The following is an 18,889-nucleotide window of genomic DNA, read 5'->3' as shown; positions in this document are numbered from 1 at the left end:
CGCCATGACCGACCTCCAGCGGCCCGCCTTCTTCGAGGGCCAGATCCTCGCCGCCGCCGACCTCGCCGGCACCGTCGACCACGGCCGGGGCCGCGCCGCGCGGCACGACCGGTACCTGCACGAGTGGGGCATCGCCGAAGGGCTCGCGCTCACCGGCGAAGGGCAGACCGACCCGGACAGCGGCACCCGGTACGTGGAGGTGACGCTCCAGCCGGGCGTCGCCGTCGACGGCACCGGCCGCGAGGTGGTGGTGGCCGAGCCGGTCACCCTCCAGGAGACGCTCTTCCACGAGGTAAACGGCGCCGACCAGCCGACCGGGGACGCGTACCCGGTCTTCCTCGCCGGCCTCGACCGGGAGCCCGCCGCCGGCGCGCTGACCGCGGACCGTTGCGGCACCGGGGCCGGCGCCAGCCGGGTCGACGAGTCGTACCAGGTCCTCTTCGGACGGTTGGGCGACGAGCGGCTCGTCGCCGACCAGCGCCCGCCCGCCGTGGGCGACGGGCCGGGCGACGGCACCACCCCGTGGCTCATCCTGCTCGGCTACGTCACGTTTCGGGACGGGAGGTTTCGCGACGTGCTGCCGGACGCCGGGAGCGTGCTGCCCCGGTACGCCGGCGTGCGTGCCGACACCGTCGCCGCCCGCGCCGGCCACCTCGCCCTGCGCACCGCGCCGGCCGCGGCCGAGGGCGGACCGGTCGTCACGCTCGACCGGCAGGCCGGCCTGGCGTTCGGCCTCTACCGCGCCGACGGCTCCGTCGACGAGGTGCTCGCCGTCTCGCCGCGCGGCGACGTCACGATCCGCGGAAAGCTCTCCATCGGCACCACCGGCGGCGCGGTCGCGGCGGTCTCCGGCGTGGCCACCGACGGCGTCCTGCTGCCGCTGCCGGCCGGCGTGGCCGACGAGGACGTGCGGGAGGGGCGGGTCGTGCTGCACACCATGGTCAACCCACGACCGCCCACACTGGACGGTGTCTGGCTGAGCGCACCGGTCGAGTGCACAGTGGACGGCCAGCGCCGGGTACGCAGCCGGATGCGCAGCATGCGCCCGGACGGCGAGGTGCGCGACGACACCGTGCCGGTCGAGTTCCTGGTCCTGGCGGCGGCCGTACCGGACCCGGAGGCGAGCGGGGGGAGCGGCACATGAGCCTGACGGTGGCGTACGCGACGGACACCGGCCACGTGCTCGGCGCGATCGCGGCGTCCGGACCCGTGGCCTCGCGCGACCTCGTCGGTGACGGGCTGCCGCTGTGGGTGTCCCGCCAGGACGGCACGGTGGACGACCTCACCGTGCCCGCCGCGCGGCTGTCGGTGGCGGCGGTCGACGACGAGCCTGGCGCCCTGGTGGCGCCGCGCGACTACGAGGTCCCCGACGGGGCGGGCGCGTTGCGCACCCTCGCACCCTGGACCGGCGGCATCACCCTGGCCGCGGACGGCGTGACGGTCACCGTGTCCCGGCCGGTCACCGAGCCGGCGGCGGTGCTCGTCGCGCTCGCCGGCGTCCCGCCGCTCCTCGGCCGGATCGGGACGGGTGAGCGGGAGACGACCATCGGCGTGCGGGTCGGTGAGGGAAAGCACGGCGTGCTGGTCCTGGTGAAGGGCTGGGTGGGACGGCTGGAGCTGGTGGAGCGGACGTGAGCGAGGTGGCCGGCACCGGCGGCGGGCCCGACATCGTCGTGCGCCGCTGCGACGTCACGGTCGTACGCGACGGCGGGTGGAGCTGGGGTCCCGCCCCGCGCGACCTGGTGCGGCGGGTGGTGGAGGCGCTGCCCGCCCTCGTCACCGCCCACCTGGAACGCGACGAGGACTTCGCCGCCGCCGCGCGGACCACTGTGGACGGCGACGTCGAGATCACCGAACCGGTCCGGGTGGTGGTGTCGCTCTCGCTGGCCGACCTGATCGCCGGCCGCGTACCGTCGCCGACCGTCTCTCTGCCCGCGGGCCGGCCGTTCGCGCCCGAGGCCGCGCCACCCGCTGCCACGCCGTCGACTCCGCCGGCCGCGGCGACCACCCCGCCGGCGGTTTCCGCGGCGCCGGCGGTGGGAGCGGCCGTCGAGCCGCCGGCCGTACCCGGGCTCGAAGGGCTGACCCCGCTGCTGGCCGCGCTGGCCGACCGGGGCGAACTGGGCCACCTGCTCGACACGCTGCCGCCGGCCACCCGGACCGCCCTGGCCGCCACCACCGCGGACCCGACCGGCTCGGCGGCGCCACACCGCACGCCGCGGACGGGCGAGGTCGAGGTCGGCTCGGTGCTGCCGTTCCTTGTCGCGGCCGCACTCGACAAGATCGACCTGCTCGCGCCGATCGGTCCACTGGCCGGCGATCCGCGGACGTTCGCGGCCGGGCTGGCCTACAAGGTGCTGTCGCCGCCGCGGCACGGGTGGCGGCGCTCGACCGCCGACGTCGAGGCGGCGGCCGCTTTCGCCGGGCTGGACGGGTCGGTGCCGGACGACGCGCTGACCTCGCTCGGCCAGCGGGCGCGGGACACGCTGCCGGTACTCGACTCGTTGGTCGGGCTCGCGGTCTGCCGGGGGCACGACCCCGACCGCCCGCTCGCCGTCACCGCCGCCGGCGGCGGGTTGCTGCTGGTCGAGCCGGACGGGCTCTTTCCGGTCGCGTGGGAGGACGACGGGGCGGAGCTCGTGCCGTTCTGGGAGGCCTCCGGGCGCCCACTCCTGGTCGCCGCCGGCGATGCCGCCGTCGACGACCTGATGGCGGCCGGCGTGCCGCTGGTGACCGGCACGCCACCGGCCGGCGCCGGCTCGGTCCGGCACGCTGACCCGGGCCGGGCGTGGCGGCGGCTGCCGGGCGCCGGGCGGCGCTGGATCGCCGGTCCCACCGATGCCTGGGCCGGCGGGCGCCTGGCACTGCGGGCGGCCACCGCCGACCTCACCGGCCCGGCGGCCGCCGCCGGGGAGCTGATGGCCGCGATGGCCGCCCGCCCCGCCGCGCCCCGCGCGTCCCACCCCGGCCTGGAACGCACCCTCACGCTCCTCGCCACCGCCGGCCTCGGCACCATCGCCTGGCTGCTGTGGCGGCACCGCGAGCCGACCGACCCCCAGCTCGCCCTCACCCGCCTCGGCGACCTCGGCGGCCTGGTCCGCTTCGACGCCGACGAGGTACGGGTCCGCCTGCCGTACGGCCGCCGCCACGACGACCTCGCCGCGCACGGGCTGCTCGCGGACGTACCGGACGTGTCCTGGTTGGACGGTCGCACGCTGACGTTCGGGCGGGGGTGAGCGGATGACCGCCCGCACCGAACTCGCGCTCGCCCACCTGCGCCTGCGGTTGCGTGCCCCGCACCATGCCCTGCGCGCCGCGGCGGGGCGGCAGGCCGCGCTCGCCGCCCGCCTCACCCGGCCCGACCTGACCCCGTTCTGCGTGACCGACGAGCAGGCCGCGCTCCTGCTGGAACGGGTGGAAAGCTGGTCCGCGCCGACCGAACCGTCCACCGTGGACGACAGCGCCGAGCTGGCGGCCGAGCGCGACCTGCGCCGGGACGCGGCCGCCGCGGGGATCACGCTGCCGCTCGACGACCTCGCCGCCCGCTGCGGCCTCGACCGGGTCGAGCAGGACGCGTTGCTGCTCGTCGCCGGCCCCGAGCTGGACCCGGCCTACGAGCGGGTCTACGCGTACATCGTGGACAACCTCCAGCGCCGCCTACCCTCGGTCGAGCTGATCGCCGTCACGCTCGGCGGTGCCTCGGCCGAGGGGCGGCTCGCGGTGCGGTGGCTGCTCGGGCCGGCGGGGCGGCTGCGGCGGCACGGCCTGGTCGAGCCGCTGCCGGGTGCCGCCGTCGAGCTGGCCCGCGACCTCGCGCTCGGACCCGGCGTGTACGACATGCTGCTCGGCGTGGCCGACGCGGGCCTGGTCGGGCACGATCCGGGTGCCGTGGCCGCGCCGCCGGGGTACACGCCGCCGCCCCAGCTGGATCCGGACCGGCTGGCCCGGCTCGGGCGGGCGCTCGCCACCGGACAGGTCGACGTGGTGGGGTTGTGGGGCGCCGCACCGTCGGCACAACGCGACGCGGTGCTCGCGCTCGCCGCGCACACCGGCCGTCCACTGCGGACCGTCCCGGCGGGCGCCGACCTGGCCGAGGCGGTCCGGGTCGCGGCGGCCCTCGACGCCGTGCTGTGGCTCCCCAGCGGCGAGCCCGTAGATCCGGCGTCCACGGTGGACACACTGGTCCGAGCCCGGCTGCCGGTGATCCTGAGCGGCGAGTCGGCCTGGCGACCGGTGCCGCTGCTCGCCGCGCGCGCGTACGCGGAATGGGAGCTGCCCCAGCCCGACTACCGCCAGCGGCACGAAAGCTGGTCGGCCGCGCTGCCCGGCGTCGACCCGCCGCTGCTGGACGACCTCGCGGCCCGCTACCGGATGGGCGGCGACGAGCTGCGCGCGGTGGCCGCGGTCGCCGGGGCGGGCGCCCGGTTCGCCGGTAACGGCCGCCCGGCGCCGCTCGCCGACCACGTCCGCCCGGCGGTTGCCGCCGTGACCCGGGGCCGCACCAGCGGGTACGCCCGCACGGTCACCCCGCGCCGCACGCTCGACGACCTCGTGCTGCCACCGGAGCAGCTGCGTCACATCACCGAGATCGCCGCCGCGTTCCGGGACTGGCCGCGGGTGGCGGACGCGTGGGGCTTCGGCCGGCACCCCGGCGACGCGGGCGTGAAGGTGCTCTTCAGCGGCGAACCGGGCACCGGCAAGACGCTCTCCGCCGAGATCCTGGCCGGCACGCTCGGCGTCGACCTGCTCACCGTCGACCTCTCCCAGGTGGTCTCCAAGTGGGTGGGGGAGACGGAGAAGAACCTCGACGCGGCGTTCCGGCAGGCCGAGGAGAGCCGCGCGGTGCTCTTCTTCGACGAGGCCGACTCGCTGTTCGGCAAGCGCGGCGACGTGCGGCACGGCACCGACCGCTACGCCAACCTGGAGATCGGCTATCTGCTCCAGCGGCTGGAGTCGAGTGACGTGCTGGTGATCCTCGCCAGCAACCTGCGGGAGAACATCGACGCGGCCTTCACCCGCCGCTTCCACTTCGTCGTCAACTTCACCCGCCCCGGGCCGGCCGAGCGGCGGCGGCTGTGGCGGCTCGCGTTCCCGGCCGCCGCGCCGCTCGCGTCCGATGTGGACCTCGCCGCGCTGGCCCGGCTGGACATGACCGGCGCCGCCATCGCCGCGGCCGCCCGCAGCGCCGCGCTGATCGCCGCCGACGGTGGCGCCGGCACGATCACCATGCGTGCGGTGGTGGCCGGCGTGGCCCGGCAGTACCAGCGCGAGGCCCGCCTGCTCCGCCCGGCCGAGCTCGGCGCGCACGCCGGCCTGCTGGAGGCCGCCACCCGCCCGGCCTGAGCCGCGGATCAGCCCGCGCGGCGCGGTTGCGCGCTGGATAACCGTGGGCTAGCCCGGCGGCGCGGTTGCGTGGCTGGGGTGTGTGGGCTAGTCCGGCGGTGCGGTTGCGTGGCTGGGTGCGTGGCCTAGCCCCGCAGCGGGATTGCGTACTGGGTGACCGTGGCTCGGCCTGGCGGCGCCGCCGTGCGCCGGCGCCCCGGCTGAGCTGGGGCTCAGCCTGTGTACGTGGCGGCGCCGCTCTGCCAGGCTGTGCCGGTGCGCGAACGGAACCTCCTGCTGGAGGAGGGCGAGCGGCTGCGCGCCGAGGCACGGGCCCGGTCGGTGGCTTCCGTATGGCCCGCGTACGAGAAGCTCACCGAGCGTTACCAGGAGCTGCTGCCCGAGGTGCCGGTCGCGCGGTGCCCGTTCACCGACGCGCCGGTGTGGTGGCCGATCGACACGGCCGGGCTGGACGGGTGGTTCTGGGAGTACCCGAGCGGGGTGCGCCGCCACCCCCGCGAGCGGCCGCCGTCCTGGGTGGCGATGACCGGGGCGATGCGGCTGGCCGAGCCGGTCGAGCACACGCCTTTCGCGGTGGCCCCGGGGCCGGGCGCGCCGTTCGTGGTGCCGCGCCTGCTCGGCGCCGCGCCCGAAGTGCGGGCGGTGATCGCGCAGGTGCCGGTCGGGCGGCACACCGGCTGGGCGATCAGCTACTTCGGCCGGCCGGCGGCGGGCACCCGGCTGGTCAACCTGTGGGGTACCGGCTCCTACCCGGTGGTCGAGGACGGCCTGTGGACGGGCTGGGAGCGGGAGGAGTCGGGGGTCGAGCGGTACGACTTCGACCTCGAGCCGTGGGTGGGCACCGGCGCCCTCCTGTGGATAAGTCCCGGGGACGAGTCGGCGACCCTGCGCGAGGGTGTGGACGGCTGCCCCTACCTCGGCCTGCCCGGTCCGCGCCAGTTCGCGGTCGTCGAGCGCGGCCAGGTGCGGCGCACCGCGCGGTTGGGCTGACCCGCGGGCGGGTACCTCCCCAGGGAAATTTGAGGAGGTCGTCATGATGCAACCCTTCATCCCCTGGGCCTGGCGTGACCCGGCCCTGCTGGCGGGGCAGGACCCCGCGCTGGGCGAGCGGCGCGACGAGAGCATCGAGGCCGACGAGGAAGCGCACGCGAGCCTGGCCGGCTACGACGTCGAGGCCACCGACGGCGGCATCGGCTCGATCGACGAGGCCAGCTACGCGGTCGGCGAGTCCTACATCGTCGTGGACACCGGACCGTGGATCTTCGGCCGCAAGGTGTTGCTGCCGGCCGGCACGGTGCAGAACGTGGACCACGCCGAGCGCAAGGTCTACGTCGACCGCACCAAGGACCAGATCAAGGACTCGCCCGAGTACGACAAGGACACGTTCAGCAGCCCCGAGTACCGGGAGCGCGTCGGCACCTACTACACGGACAGCTACCGGGACTTCCCGCCGGTTATGTGAGCACCCAATCGGGTGTTTATGGGTGACTTGGGGCGTAACGGACTGATCTGATCGGGGGGCCCGGACCTTCCAGAAAGGCTGGACCCCCCGTGACGCAACCCTTCACGCTGCCCGCGTTCTACATGCCGCACCCGGCCCGGCTGAACCCCCACCTCGAACAGGCGCGCACGCACTCCAAGGCGTGGGCGCGCGAGATGGCGATGATCGAGGGCTCCGGCGTCTGGGACGAGGCCGACTTCGACAACCACGACTACGCGCTGCTGTGCGCGTACACGCACCCGGACGCCACCGCCGCCGACCTCGACCTGGTCACCGACTGGTACGTGTGGGTGTTCTTCTTCGACGACCACTTCCTCGAGGTCTACAAGAAGACCCGTGACATCCCCGGCGCCAAGGCGTACCTGGAAGGGCTGCGCGCGTTCATGCCGGTGAGCCTCGACGAGGGGATGCCGGAGCCGACCAACGCGGTCGAGGCCGGGCTCGCCGACCTGTGGCGGCGGACGGTGCCGGCCCGGTCGCCGGCGTGGCGCGAGCGCTTCGCGGACAGCACGCAGGCGCTGCTGGAGGAGTCGCTCTGGGAGCTCTCCAACATCAGCGAAGCGCGCGTGCCCAACCCGGTCGAGTACGTGGAGATGCGCCGCAAGGTGGGTGGCGCGCCGTGGTCGGCGGACCTCGTCGAGCACGCCGTACACGCCGAGGTGCCGGCCGAGATCGCGGCGAGCCGCCCGATGCGGGTGCTCAAGGACGCCTTCTCCGACGGCGTGCACCTGCGCAACGACATCTTCTCGTACCAGCGGGAGACGGAAACCGAGGGTGAGCTCAACAACGGCGTCCTGGTGATGGAACGCTTCCTCGGCTGCACCCCGCAGCGCGCAGCGGACACGGTGAACGACCTGCTCACCTCGCGGCTCCAGCAGTTCGAGAACACGGCGCTGACCGAGGTGCCGCCGCTGCTGGTCGAACACGGGGTCGACCCGGCGCGCTGCGCGGACGTGCTGCGGTACGTCAAGGGGCTCCAGGACTGGCAGGCCGGTGGGCACGAGTGGCACATGCGGTCGAGCCGGTACATGAACAAGGGCGGCACCGTCCACCTCGGACCGACCGGCTTCGGGACGGCGGCGGCGCTGCTGCCCGGCGTCGCCCTCCGGGCGCGCGGCCACTCCTACAAGCCGTACCTGCCGGTCGGTCCGGTCGAGCTGCCCGACTTCCACATGCCGTTCGCGGTGGGGACGAGCCGGCACCTCGACCGGGCGCGCGAGGCGTCGGTGGACTGGGCCCGCCGGATGCGGCTCGTCGACGCGCCGCCCGGCGTGCCCGGAGCCGGGATGTGGGACGAACGCAAGCTGCGCGGCTTCGACTTCGCGCTCTGCTCCGCCGGCCTCGACCCGGACGCCACGCCGGAGGAGCTGGAACTGTCCGCGCAGTGGCTGACCTGGGGAACGTACGCCGACGACTACTTCCCGCTGGTCTACAACACGACCCGGGACGTGGCCGGCGCGCGGGCCTGCCACGAGCGGATGAGGCAGATGATGCCGGTGGACGGCCCGGCGACGGCCTCACCGTCCACACCCCTCGAACACGGCTTGGCGGACCTGTGGACACGCACCACGGCCGGCATGCCTGTGGACAACCGGCGCCAGTTCCGCGCGGCGGTGGAGACCATGACCGAGAGCTGGCTGTGGGAGCTGTCCAACCACGTCCAGCACCGCATACCCGACCCGGTGGACTACATCGAGATGCGGCGGCGCACGTTCGGCTCGGACATGACCATGAGCCTGGCCCGCATCGGCCACGGCCGCCTGGTGCCGCCGGAGATCTGGCGCACCCGGCCGATCCGCGCGCTGGAGAACGCGGCCATGGACTACGCCTGCCTGACCAACGACATCTTCTCGTACCAGAAGGAGATCGAGTTCGAGGGCGAGCTCCACAACGGGGTGCTGGTGATCCAGCACTTCCTCGGCTGCGACCCGCCCACCGCCGTCGCCGTGGCCAACGACCTGATGACCGCGCGGATCCGCCAGTTCGAGCGGACCGCGCGGACCGAGCTGCCCGCCCTGTACGACGACTTCGACCTGGACGCGGAGGCGCGGTCCGCGCTCGACGCGTATGTGGGGGAGCTGCGGGACTGGATGGCGGCCATCCTGCGCTGGCACCGGCTCACCAGCCGCTACCAGGAGGCGGAGCTGCGCCGCGCCGGCCCCGGCGCCGGCGGCGGCTGGGCCGGCCCACTCGCCGCGCTCCCGGCCGCGGGCTCCCTGGCCGCACTCCCCGCCGGCTCGCTGGCCACGGTCCCCGCGGGCTCGCTGGCCACGCTTCCCGCCGGCTCGCTGGCCGCGCTCCCCGCGGGCTCGCTGGCCACACCCCTCGGCGCCTCGCTGGTTCCACGGCCTGGCGCCGCACCGGCGGTCGGAGGCGCTGCCGGCGCGCTACCCGCCGCCGCGGTCGCGACGGTGCCGGCCGACCCGCCGGTCGCGCCGCCGGGAGGCACGCTGGCGGGCGCGCCCACCGGGGGTTCGGCGGCGCCACCCGTCAAGGCCGCGTCCGGCCTGCGCGGTCCGACCGGCCTGGGCACGTCGGCGGCACGGATGTTCATGCGCCCGGTCGTTCCGGCGTCACCACCGTGACAAGGGAGAACCCGTCCCCGGCTTCAACCACGGCCCCGGGCGGACAATCGCCGCATGGACTACGTCTACTACGCCTCGCTGTCGGCCGGCCGGACGCGCGCGAACCCGGCCGGCGTGGTGCGCCGCCGCATGACCAGCGGCGTGCCTGTGGACGAGGCCTTCACCCGAAACCTGCGGTGGGAGCGCACGTGGGCCCTCTACGAGGCGGAGCGGCTCGGTGGCGACGGCGAGTTCGCGCCGATCACCGAGGCCGAGGCGGAGGCGTTCGTCCAGAGGGCCATCGCGAAGTTGAGCCCACCGCCAACCTGACGCGGTGGGCCCCAACCCCCGGCCCGGGTGAACCGCTCGGCCGGTGAATTTCGTGGCCACCGCACCAGGGGCACGCGCCGATACCCAAACCGCGCCCGCCGTCGTAGGATCGACGCATCGAGATGGATCGATCTCGAACCCGCCACCACGACGGAGGATGTCATGACCGTCACGACCCGGCCCACGGGCCGCACCGCGCCGCCCCGCCGCGCCCGCCGCGCCTGGACCCGCCCCGAGGTGCGGTGCCTGGAGACCCGCCCCGAGGTGACCGCGTACTCCGGCGACACCGGCCCGTGGCTGTAGCCCGGCCACGCGGCCGGGACGAGTTCGCCGAGGCTCTCCGGGGCCTCGGCGACCGCTACTGGGACCGGCACCCCTTCCACATCCGGCTGCACGCCGGCAAGTGCGAGCCGGACGAGGTCCGGTCCTGGGTGGCAAACCGCTGGTACTACCAGCGCTCCCTGTCCCAGAAGAACGCCGCCATCATCGCCAACTGCCCGCTGCCCGAGGTGCGGCGCCGGTGGGTCGAGCGGATCACGTTCCAGGATGGACACGAGGGGAGCGACGGCGGGCTCGGCGACTGGCTCGTGCTCGCCGACGCCGTCGGCCTCGACCGGGCCGACATGGTGGCCGAACGCCACGTGCTGCGCGGTGTGCGCTTCGCGGTCGACGCGTACGTCGCCTTCTGCCGCGACCGCCCCTGGTGGGAAGGGGCGGCCGCGGCCCTCACCGAGCTGTTCTCGCCGGACCACATGGCCGACCGGGTCTCCGCCTGGCGCCGACACTACGGCTGGATCGACCCGCACGGCTTCGCCTACTTCGAAAGCCGCATCCCGGTCGTCCGGGCCGACTCGGCGTACACATTGGACCTCGTGCTGGTCCACTGCGACACCCGCGAGCGGCAGGACGCCGCGCTCTCCGCGCTGGCGTTCAAGTGCGACGTGCTGGGCGCGATGCTCGACGCGATCGACTACCACGGCGGCCGGCGGTGAGCGCGGTGGACGCCGCCGACCGGCCCGGTCTGCGGCCCGGCGTCCGCCTGACCTACGACCCGGTGCGCGACCAGCACGCCCTGCTGTACCCGGAAGGTGTGCTGCTGCTCAACGAGACCGCCGCCGAGGTGCTCGCCCGGTGCGGCGGCGGCACCGTCGCCGAGATCGCCGCGCGGCTGTCCGAAGAGTTCGACGGTGTCCCGGTCGACGACGTCGCCGCGCTGCTGGACGACCTGGTGCGGCGGCGCCTCGTGACGGTGTCCGGCGACGGCCGGCCGGTGCAGCCGCTGGCCGCCCCGCCCGCGGAGTGGACGCCGCCGCGCGAGCCGGTGCCGGCCGGCATGCTGGCCGAGCTGACCTACCGGTGCCCGCTGCACTGCACGTACTGCTCGAACCCGACCACGCCGAGCGACCGGCCCGAGATGTCCACAGAGGACTGGTCGCGGGTCCTCGACCAGGCGCGGTCACTGGGCGTGCTGCAAGTGCACTTCTCGGGCGGGGAGCCGCTGCTGCGCGCCGACCTGGCCGCGCTTGTCGCCCGCGCGCACCGGCTCGGTCTCTATAGCAACCTCATCACCAGCGGCATCCCGTTCGACGACAAGGCCATGGGGTCGCTCGCCGCGGCCGGCCTCGACCACGTGCAACTGTCCATCCAGGACGCCGACCCGGCCGCCGGCGACGCGGTGGCCGGCCTCCGCGCGCACGACCGTAAGCGGGCGGCCGCCGCGCTGGTGCGCCGCTACGGGCTGCCGCTGACCGTCAACGTCGTGCTGCACGCCGGCAACGTCGACCGGCTCGCCGCCATCGCCGACCTGGCGGTGGAGCTGGGCGCCGACCGCCTGGAGCTGGCGCACACCCAGTTCTACGGGTGGGCCTGGCGCAACCGGGCGGCGCTGCTGCCCACCGCCGAGCAGCTGGCCCGCGCCGGCGCCGCCGCGGCCGGCGTCAAGGAGCGGTACGGCGACCGGGTCGAGATCGTGTACGTGGCCGCCGACTACCACGGCACCCGCCCCAAGCCGTGCATGCAGGGGTGGGGCCGCCGGCAGTTGGTCGTGGCGCCGGACGGGTCCGTGCTGCCCTGCCTTTCCGCGGCCCAGCTGCCCGGCCTCGGCGTGGTCGACGCCCGCACCGCCGACCTGGCCTGGATCTGGTACGAGTCGCCGGCGTTCAACCGCTTTCGCGGCACCGGCTGGATGCCCGCGCCGTGCCGCGACTGCGCGCTGCGCGAGGTCGACTTCGGCGGCTGCCGCTGCCAGGCGTACCAGCTGCTCGGCGACGCCGCGCTCACCGACCCGGCCTGCGACCTCTCGCCCCACCACGGCGTGCTCACCGACCTCATGACCGGCGCCGGCGAGCGCGCGGCGGCCGTGCCGCGGCGGCTGCGGTGAGAGTCCGCCTGCTCGGCACGGCGGCCGGCGGCGGTGTTCCACAGTGGAACTGCGCCTGCGCCGCCTGCGACCGTGCCCGCGAGGCCGGAGCCGTGCGCACCCAGGACTGCGTCGCGATCAGCGGCGACCGCCGCTCCTGGTACCTGCTCAACGCCTCGCCCGACCTGCGTGCCCAACTCGCCGCCGCGCCGGAGCTGGCACCCGGGCCGGGACCGCGCCAGACGCCGGTGCGTGGCGTGCTGCTCTGCACCGCCGAGCTCGACCACACACTCGGGCTGCTCGCCCTCCGCGAGGCCGAGACCGTCACCGTTTACGGCACGGCCGCGGTGCTCGACGCGCTGTCCGGCCCGTTCCCGGTGCGCGGCGTCCTCGGCGCGTACACCTCGCTGGCCTGGACACCGGTAGCGGTCGGCGAGCCGTTCGAGCTGGCCGGCGGGCTGACCGTCACCGCCGTGCCGGTCGGCGCCAAGCGCCCCCGGTACGCGGCCGGCGCACCGTCCACAGGCGACTGGGTGGTGGCGTACCGGATCAGCGACCGCCGGACCGGCGGCGTCCTGGTGTACGCGCCCTGCCTGCCCGCGCTCGGCGGGCCGTTCCACGCCGCGACGGCCGGCGCGAGGGCGGTGGTCGTGGACGGCACGTTCCTCTACGACGACGAGATGGCGCGAGCCACCGGCGCCGGCCGGACCGCGACGGAGATGGGCCACCTGCCGGTGAGCGCGTCGCTGCGCGACCTCACCCGGACCGGCGCGCGCGTACTTTACACCCACCTCAACAACACCAACCCGCTGTGCGCCGCCACCGCACCGGAACGGGAGACGCTCGCCGCGTACGGCGCCGAGGTCGCCGAGGACGGTCAGACCCTCACCCTCTGAGAGGCGGTTTCCGCCGGCCGTCCACCGCCGGGTCCGCGGGACAAGCCACTGGGGCGACGGATGGGGAGCGCCGGCGGCGCGTCGACTCCATCGAGGGTCATGGTAGGTTGCGCCCTGTGGTTTCGCATTCGCCCGAAAACGCCGCGTCCGAGCATGTCAATCGCGTAGCGGACTACTACGACGCCAACACGCGGCGCTTCCTGCGGTTCGGCGAGAGCCCGAGCAACGACGCCATCCACCGCGGAGTGTGGACGCCGGGCGTTACGAACACCACCGAGGCCGCGGACGCGGTCAACCGCCTGGTGGTCGAGCGGCTGATCGGCCACGTGCCGGCGGGTGAGGGGCGGGTGCTCGATCTCGGCTGCGGTGTGGGCGCGACGGTGGTCAGGCTGGCCCGGGAGGTGGACGCCCAGGTGACCGGCGTGACGATCAGCCGGGTGCAGGCCGAGATCGCCGAGCGGCGGCTGGCGGCCGAAGGTCTGGCCGAGCGGTGCCACGTCGCCTGCGGCGACTTCGCCCAGCTTCCCGCCGAGCCCCGCTACCACGCGATGGTCGCCATCGAGTCGGTGGTCCACGCGCCGTCGCTGGCGGAGCTGATCTCGTCGCTGGCCGCGCGCCTGTGTCCGGGCGGTCGCCTGGTCGTGTGCGACGACTGGATGACCGACAACGATCTGGGGCTTCCGGCCCGCGAGCGCTGCCTGGATCAGTTCCGCGCCGGCTGGCGGATCGGCAGCCTGCACACCGTGGCGGAGTTCGCGGCCATGGGCGAGGCCGCGGGCCTGCGCCTGCGCGAAGACCTGGACCTCACCGCCTACCTGCGCCTGGGACGCCCGCGAGACCGGGCGATCAACGTGATCCTGGGTGCCGCGGGTGTGGTGCCCCGGATGCTCGACCGGATGGTCGAGAAGCCCTTCTGGGCCAACATGATCGGTGGCTCGGCATTGCAGACGGGCCTCTCCCGGCGCTGGCTCGAATACCGCCTGCTGGTGCTCGAACGGGTCTGACCGCCGCGGGCCGGGGCCGCCGGCCGGCCGCGACGGCCGCGCGCCGAACGGATCTGACCGCCGCGGGCCGGGCCGCCGGCCGGCCGCGACAGCTGCGCGCCGAACGGATCTGACCCCCGCGACCGCGGCCGGTCTCCCCGCCGGCCGGCCCCGACGGCTGCGCGCCGCGCGGGCGTCCACCTCGGCCCGCGCGGGAGGCGCCCACCTCGGCGGGCGCCTCCGTCGCGGCGAGCGGCTCAGCGGGCGCCGGCTCCCGCCAGCTCCGCCTCGGGCTCGCGTGCCGCCGGGGCCGGCAGGTGTCGCTCCGGCTGGCCCTCGACGTGCAGCTCGGGCAGGAGCCGGCCGAGCCAGCGCGGCATCCACCAGTTGGCGCGGCCGAGCAGGTGCATGACCGACGGGACGAGCAGCATGCGTACCACGGTCGCGTCCACCAGGATGGCGGCGGCCATGCCGACGCCGATCACCTTGAGCACGAGGTCCGGGCTGGGCACGAAGGCCGCGAACACCGCGATCATGATGGCCGCGGCGGCCGTGATCACGCGGCCGGTGCCGGCCAGGCCCTCGGTGATCGCGCGGCTGTTGTCGCGGGTGCGGGTCCACGCCTCGCGCATCCGGCTGACCAGGAACACCTCGTAGTCCATGGACAGCCCGAAGAGGACGGCGAACATCAGCACCGGCACGAAGGCCGGCAGCGGCGTCTCGGTGTCGATGCCGATCAGCTGGCCGGCCCAGCCGCCCTGGAGGACGTACGCGACCACGCCATAGGCGGCGGCGACCGACAGCAGGTTCATCGCCGCGGCCTTGACGGCCACCGCCACGCTGCGGAACGAGGCGAGCAGCAGCACCATCGACAGCAGCACCACGCCACCGACGAGCAGCGGGAGGCGGCGCGCGGTGTTTTCCGTGCTGTCGATCGACGCCGCCGTCACCCCGCCGACCCGCACCGTTGGGCCCGAACCGCCGGTGGCGGCCGGGATCGTCTCGTCGCGCAGGCGGTGTACCAGATCCTCGGTCCTGGCGTCCTGCGGCCCGGTGGCCGGCAGGACGGTGAGCACCGCGGTGTCGCCGGCGGGGTTGAGCTGAGGCGGTGTGACCACGGCGACGCCCGGTGTTTCCGCGACGGCCGCGCGGAGGCCGTCGAGCGTGGCCGCGTCGCCCGGCCGGGGCAGCTCGGCGGTGAGCACCAGCGGGCCGTTGGCACCCGGGCCGAACGCGGCGGCCTGCATGTCGTACGCCTGCCGGGTGGAGGTCTCGGCACGGTTGTTGCCCGCGTCGGGGAAGCCGTAGCGGACGCCGAGGAACGGCGAGGCGAGCGCGAGCAGGATGCCCACACCGGCGAGCGCCGCGATCACCCGGTGGCGCTGCACGAGGCGGCTCCACGCCAGCCAGCCGCGGCCCGGCTCGATGTGCCCGCCGACCGCGACCTCGGCCGTGCGGCGGCGGCCGAGCGGCAGGCGCAGCCGGTCGACGTGCTTGCCGAGGTAGCCGAGCAGGGCCGGGAAGAGCGTCACGCTGGCGGCCATCACCACGAACACGCCGAGGATCGTGACCACCGCCGCGCCGCGCATGAAGGACAAGCCCATCGCGAACAGGCCGAGCATGCTCACCACGACCGTGCTGCCGGCGACCATCACCGCGCGGCCGGCGGTGTCGAGGGTGGCGACCGTGGCCGCCTCCGGGTCCAGGCCGGCGGCCCGCCACTCGCGGAAGCGGGTGACCATGAGCAGCACGTAGTCGATGCCGATGCCGATGCCCATCATGGTGGCGAGCGAGGTCGACCAGTCGGGCGCGTCGACGAAGCGCAGCACGAGACCGGTGAGCGTGCTGCTCACCGCGAGGCCGGCGACGGCGGTGAGGATCGGCAGGCCGGCGGCGACCACCGAGCCGAACGTGAGCAGCAGGATCACCGCCGCGGCGAGCAGGCCGATCATCTCCGAGCCGATCTCGCCCTGCTCGGCCAGCTGGATCGCCTGGCCGCCGAGCGCGACGTCGAGGCCGGGCCGCTCGGCGCTGTCCGCCACGGCGAGCAGCCGCTCGGTGTCGGCGACCGGCATGTCGTTGGGGTTGGTCACGTCGAGGCGCAGGTGGGCGACGAGCGTGCCGCCGTCCGGTGAGACGCCGCCGGGTGCGGTGAACGGGTCGTCCACGCTCGCCACGTGCGGCACGGCCCTCAGGTCGGCCAGCAGCGTCTGCACGTCGCCGCGCGCGCTGGCGACCCCGCCCTCGGCCCGGACCAGGACGTCGACGACCTCGCCGGACTGAGCCGGGAACCGCTCCCGCAGCAGGTCCTGCGCGGCCTTGGAGTCCGAGCCGGGCGCGGAGTAGTCGGCGGCGAAGTCGCCACCGAAGGCCGCCGAGAGCCCGGCGGCGAGCATGAGGGCGGCCAGCCACAGAAGCACGGTGCGGCCGCGGTTGCGGTAGGTGAGCCGGGCGAGCCGGCCGAGCGGTCCTGCATCGTTCATTGTCATTCCCCGAGTGAAGTCGAGTCAGCTCCGTTACGCTCCATAACAAACACGATGGAGTGTCACTTGTCAAGCGCCTTCACGTCTGTAACGATGCTTAACGCGACGCTTACAGGAGGAACACATGAGCCCGACCCCGCGGAGCGCCCCCCGCCGCGAGCGGGCGCGAGCAGCCACGATCGACGAGATCAAGCAGACCGCGCTCGCCCTCATGCGGGAGGGCGGGACGGTCGAGGTGCGGTTCACCGACATCGCCCGTGTCATGGACATGACGCCGCCCGCGCTCTACCGCTACTTCGCCGATCGCGACGAGCTGATCAGCGCCCTCATCCAGGACGCGTACAACGCGCTCGGCGAAGAGGTCGCCAAGGCCCGCGCCCAGGTGCCGCACGACGACGTCGCGGCCGCCTGGGTCGCCGCCGCGCAGGCCTACCGGCGGTGGGCGCACGCGGAGCCGCAGCAGTTCGCGCTGATCCTCGGCATGCCGCTGCCCGGCTACGCGGCACCGGCCGACGGCAGCACCAGCGAGGCCGCCGGCCGCGCGATGGCGCAGCTCTCGTCGCTGTTCGTCGACGCGCTGCGGCTGGGGCGGCTCGGCCCGCCGACGATCACCCGGATCCACCCCGCGGTGGAGGAGTGCGCGAAGCTGAAGCACGAAAAGCACGAGGTCGGCGTCGGACCGCTGCACTTCCAGGCGATGCTGCACGCCTGGGCGTCGCTGCACGGCTTCACGTCGCTGGAGGCCAACGGCCACTTCGCCTGGATGACCGAGGAGGCGCGCGACGCGCTCTTCCTCGGCCAACTCCGCCTCGCCGCGGAGGCGGCCGGCCTACCGGTGCCCGAGTAGGGCCTGTTACAAGATCCTTGCCGGGCTGCGCCGGGCCCAGACGACGACCAGCGGCGTCGGGCGAAAGGCCGCATACAACACCGGTGTGCGACCTTGCGCCCGCCACCACCGGACGCCGCCTGGACTCCGGCTCGCCTCGACAATCCTTTTGAAACAGGCCCTAGCCGGCGGTCGTCGCCACCGGGGTCGGCGGCAGCGGGAGCGGTACCCCCGGCAGGCCGTCGATGCTGGTGGCGATGTGGTCCTTCTTCGCGAAGTAGGCGCTCAGTGAGGCGTCGTCCTCGCGGGCGAACCGCTTGCCGTGCAGGTCGCGGTCCTCCTCGTACGACATCAGCGGCACCGCGTAGCCGCACGAGTCGCGGATCAGCTCGGCCCGCACCACGATGATCGCGCGGTGCCCGTGCCGGGTGGCGTCGATGTCCGGGAAGTGCGCCATCAGCTCGCCCCAGCGCGGGTCGTCGCGGAAGACCGGCTCGCCCCGCCCGTGCAGCCGCACGATGTTGGGCGGCCCCTGGAAGGCGCACCACATCAGGGTGATCCGGCCGTTTTCCCGCAGGTGGGCCACCGTCTCGGCGTTGCTGCCGGCGAAGTCGAGGTACGCGACGGTCAGCTCGTCGAGGATCGCGAACGAGCCGCGCAGCCCCTTCGGCGAGAGGTTGACCGTGCCGTCGGCGGCGAGCGGCGCGGTCGCGGTGAAGAACATCGGCTGCGCCTCGATGAACTCGCGCAGCCGCCCGTCGATGCGCTCATGAACCTTCCCCATGATCACGATTATGACCGCGGTACGCCGCCGGGTCGCCGGTGATTCCGCTGGGTGGACGCTCGCCCGCGACGATCGGCGGCAACGCGTCGAGCGTGTCGACGGCCGGGACGGCGGCCGGCGGCGGCGCCCCGCGCAGCAGGACGACGCCCCGGTAGCCGAGGTCGATGGCCGCGGCGACCAGGGCCGGATCGTCGTCGACGAACAGGCAGTCACCCGGGGCCAGGCCGAGCAGGTCGCTGCCGGTCGCGTACATCCGCGGGTCGGGCTTGCGGCAGCCCATCAGCTCGGAGATCACGAAGCCCTCGAAGTACCGCTCGATGTCGAGCTGCCGGTAGTGGGCCTCCAGTCCCGCCCAGTTGTCGGAGACCACTGCCATGCGGACGCCCCGGTCCTTCAGGGTGTCGAGGACGCGCCGGGTCTCCGGGAAGAGCTCCAGGACCGGGCCGTCCGCGGGCGCCTCCAGCTCGCGCAGCAGCGCGGCGGACGGCTCGCCGACGCCCAGCACCCGCAGCATGGCCCGGTGGTAGTCGGTGCGGGTGGCCGTCGTGGTCTCCGCGTCGAGCACACGCTGGCCGGCGGCGAACGCCTCCGGGAACGCCTCGACCCGGATCTCGGGGTGGTGCGCCAGGACCACGCGCTCGAAGTCGTACCGAGGGTTCCAGCGTCCGCCCCGCGGACCGACCAGGACCCCACCGGAGTCGAACAGGATTCCGCGAACGTGCTGGCCACGCGGCATGGCCGCAAACGGTACCGGTTCGGGACCACAGCCGCGGGGTAAGTGGGACAATACGGGCACGCGCACGCGGGGGTGGGTGATCGA

Annotated in this window: 17 protein-coding genes; 14 read left to right on the top strand and 3 right to left on the bottom strand. The window is 74.5% G+C overall.

All coding sequences use genetic code 11. From position 1 onward, the window contains the following. The first annotated feature begins 4 nt into the window (after positions 1–4). From ACTMTJ_RS13650 to ACTMTJ_RS13590, 13 genes are all read left to right on the top strand, one after another. Complete coding sequence (locus ACTMTJ_RS13650) at positions 5–1,144, top strand: hypothetical protein (protein ID WP_441216723.1); 1,140 nt, start codon at positions 5–7, stop codon at positions 1,142–1,144. Continuing rightward, entirely contained in the window at positions 1,141–1,635 is a 495-nt protein-coding gene (locus ACTMTJ_RS13645) for a hypothetical protein (RefSeq protein WP_441216722.1), read from the top strand. Before ACTMTJ_RS13650 ends, ACTMTJ_RS13645 begins: the two co-directional genes overlap by 4 nt. Beyond that, positions 1,632–3,236, top strand: coding sequence for a hypothetical protein (locus ACTMTJ_RS13640; RefSeq protein ID WP_441216721.1), 1,605 nt, complete (start codon positions 1,632–1,634; stop codon positions 3,234–3,236). The genes ACTMTJ_RS13645 and ACTMTJ_RS13640 overlap by 4 nt, the downstream gene beginning before the upstream one ends. A 4-nt stretch (positions 3,237–3,240) precedes the next feature. Next, positions 3,241–5,343: an ATP-binding protein gene (locus ACTMTJ_RS13635; RefSeq protein WP_441216720.1), complete on the top strand. Its 2,103-nt coding sequence runs from the start codon at positions 3,241–3,243 to the stop codon at positions 5,341–5,343. Between the two features lie 255 nt (positions 5,344–5,598). Then, positions 5,599–6,333: a hypothetical protein gene (locus tag ACTMTJ_RS13630; protein WP_441216719.1), complete on the top strand. Its 735-nt coding sequence runs from the start codon at positions 5,599–5,601 to the stop codon at positions 6,331–6,333. Between the two features lie 46 nt (positions 6,334–6,379). After that, positions 6,380–6,805: a PRC-barrel domain-containing protein gene (locus ACTMTJ_RS13625; protein WP_441216852.1), complete on the top strand. Its 426-nt coding sequence runs from the start codon at positions 6,380–6,382 to the stop codon at positions 6,803–6,805. Between the two features lie 89 nt (positions 6,806–6,894). After that, positions 6,895–9,429, top strand: coding sequence for a terpene synthase family protein (locus ACTMTJ_RS13620; protein WP_441216718.1), 2,535 nt, complete (start codon positions 6,895–6,897; stop codon positions 9,427–9,429). A gap of 54 nt (positions 9,430–9,483) precedes the next feature. Continuing rightward, complete coding sequence (locus ACTMTJ_RS13615) at positions 9,484–9,738, top strand: hypothetical protein (RefSeq protein ID WP_441216717.1); 255 nt, start codon at positions 9,484–9,486, stop codon at positions 9,736–9,738. 162 nt (positions 9,739–9,900) lie between these two features. Next, on the top strand, positions 9,901–10,041 hold the full coding sequence (locus ACTMTJ_RS13610; protein ID WP_441216716.1) for a hypothetical protein: 141 nt from the start codon (positions 9,901–9,903) through the stop codon (positions 10,039–10,041). After that, positions 10,032–10,730, top strand: a complete 699-nt coding sequence (gene pqqC, locus ACTMTJ_RS13605) for a pyrroloquinoline-quinone synthase PqqC (protein WP_441216715.1) — start codon at positions 10,032–10,034, stop codon at positions 10,728–10,730. The genes ACTMTJ_RS13610 and pqqC overlap by 10 nt, the downstream gene beginning before the upstream one ends. Next, positions 10,727–12,118 (top strand): pyrroloquinoline quinone biosynthesis protein PqqE, encoded by a 1,392-nt coding sequence (gene pqqE / locus ACTMTJ_RS13600; RefSeq protein WP_441216714.1) that lies wholly within the window; start codon positions 10,727–10,729, stop codon positions 12,116–12,118. Before pqqC ends, pqqE begins: the two co-directional genes overlap by 4 nt. Then, entirely contained in the window at positions 12,115–12,993 is an 879-nt protein-coding gene (pqqB, locus tag ACTMTJ_RS13595; protein WP_441216713.1) for a pyrroloquinoline quinone biosynthesis protein PqqB, read from the top strand. Before pqqE ends, pqqB begins: the two co-directional genes overlap by 4 nt. A 116-nt stretch (positions 12,994–13,109) precedes the next feature. After that, positions 13,110–13,997, top strand: coding sequence for an SAM-dependent methyltransferase (locus ACTMTJ_RS13590; RefSeq protein WP_441216712.1), 888 nt, complete (start codon positions 13,110–13,112; stop codon positions 13,995–13,997). Between the two features lie 236 nt (positions 13,998–14,233). Here ACTMTJ_RS13590 and ACTMTJ_RS13585 read toward each other — a convergent pair whose 3' ends face one another. Beyond that, a complete protein-coding gene (locus tag ACTMTJ_RS13585; RefSeq protein WP_441216711.1) occupies positions 14,234–16,459 on the bottom strand; it encodes an MMPL family transporter in 2,226 nt (741 codons plus the stop codon). Positions 16,460–16,583: 124 nt separating this feature from the next. Between ACTMTJ_RS13585 and ACTMTJ_RS13580 the strand changes: the two genes are divergently transcribed. Then, a complete protein-coding gene (locus ACTMTJ_RS13580) occupies positions 16,584–17,306 on the top strand; it encodes a TetR/AcrR family transcriptional regulator (RefSeq protein ID WP_441216710.1) in 723 nt (240 codons plus the stop codon). Between the two features lie 160 nt (positions 17,307–17,466). On the opposite strand, the gene ACTMTJ_RS13575 is transcribed toward ACTMTJ_RS13580, so the two are convergent. Both ACTMTJ_RS13575 and ACTMTJ_RS13570 read right to left on the bottom strand, forming a co-directional pair. Further along, the gene (locus ACTMTJ_RS13575; protein ID WP_441216709.1) at positions 17,467–18,069 is read right to left on the bottom strand and encodes a pyridoxamine 5'-phosphate oxidase family protein; all 603 of its coding nucleotides are present in this window, start codon (positions 18,067–18,069) and stop codon (positions 17,467–17,469) included. Beyond that, entirely contained in the window at positions 18,053–18,805 is a 753-nt protein-coding gene (locus ACTMTJ_RS13570) for an HAD family hydrolase (protein ID WP_441216708.1), read from the bottom strand. Before ACTMTJ_RS13570 ends, ACTMTJ_RS13575 begins: the two co-directional genes overlap by 17 nt. Positions 18,806–18,889 lie beyond the last annotated feature (84 nt).

It is taken from the genome of Phytohabitans sp. LJ34 (assembly GCF_052068095.1).
Taxonomy (GTDB): Bacteria; Actinomycetota; Actinomycetes; order Mycobacteriales; family Micromonosporaceae; genus Phytohabitans.
This window is presented reverse-complemented; position numbering and strand designations above follow the sequence as displayed.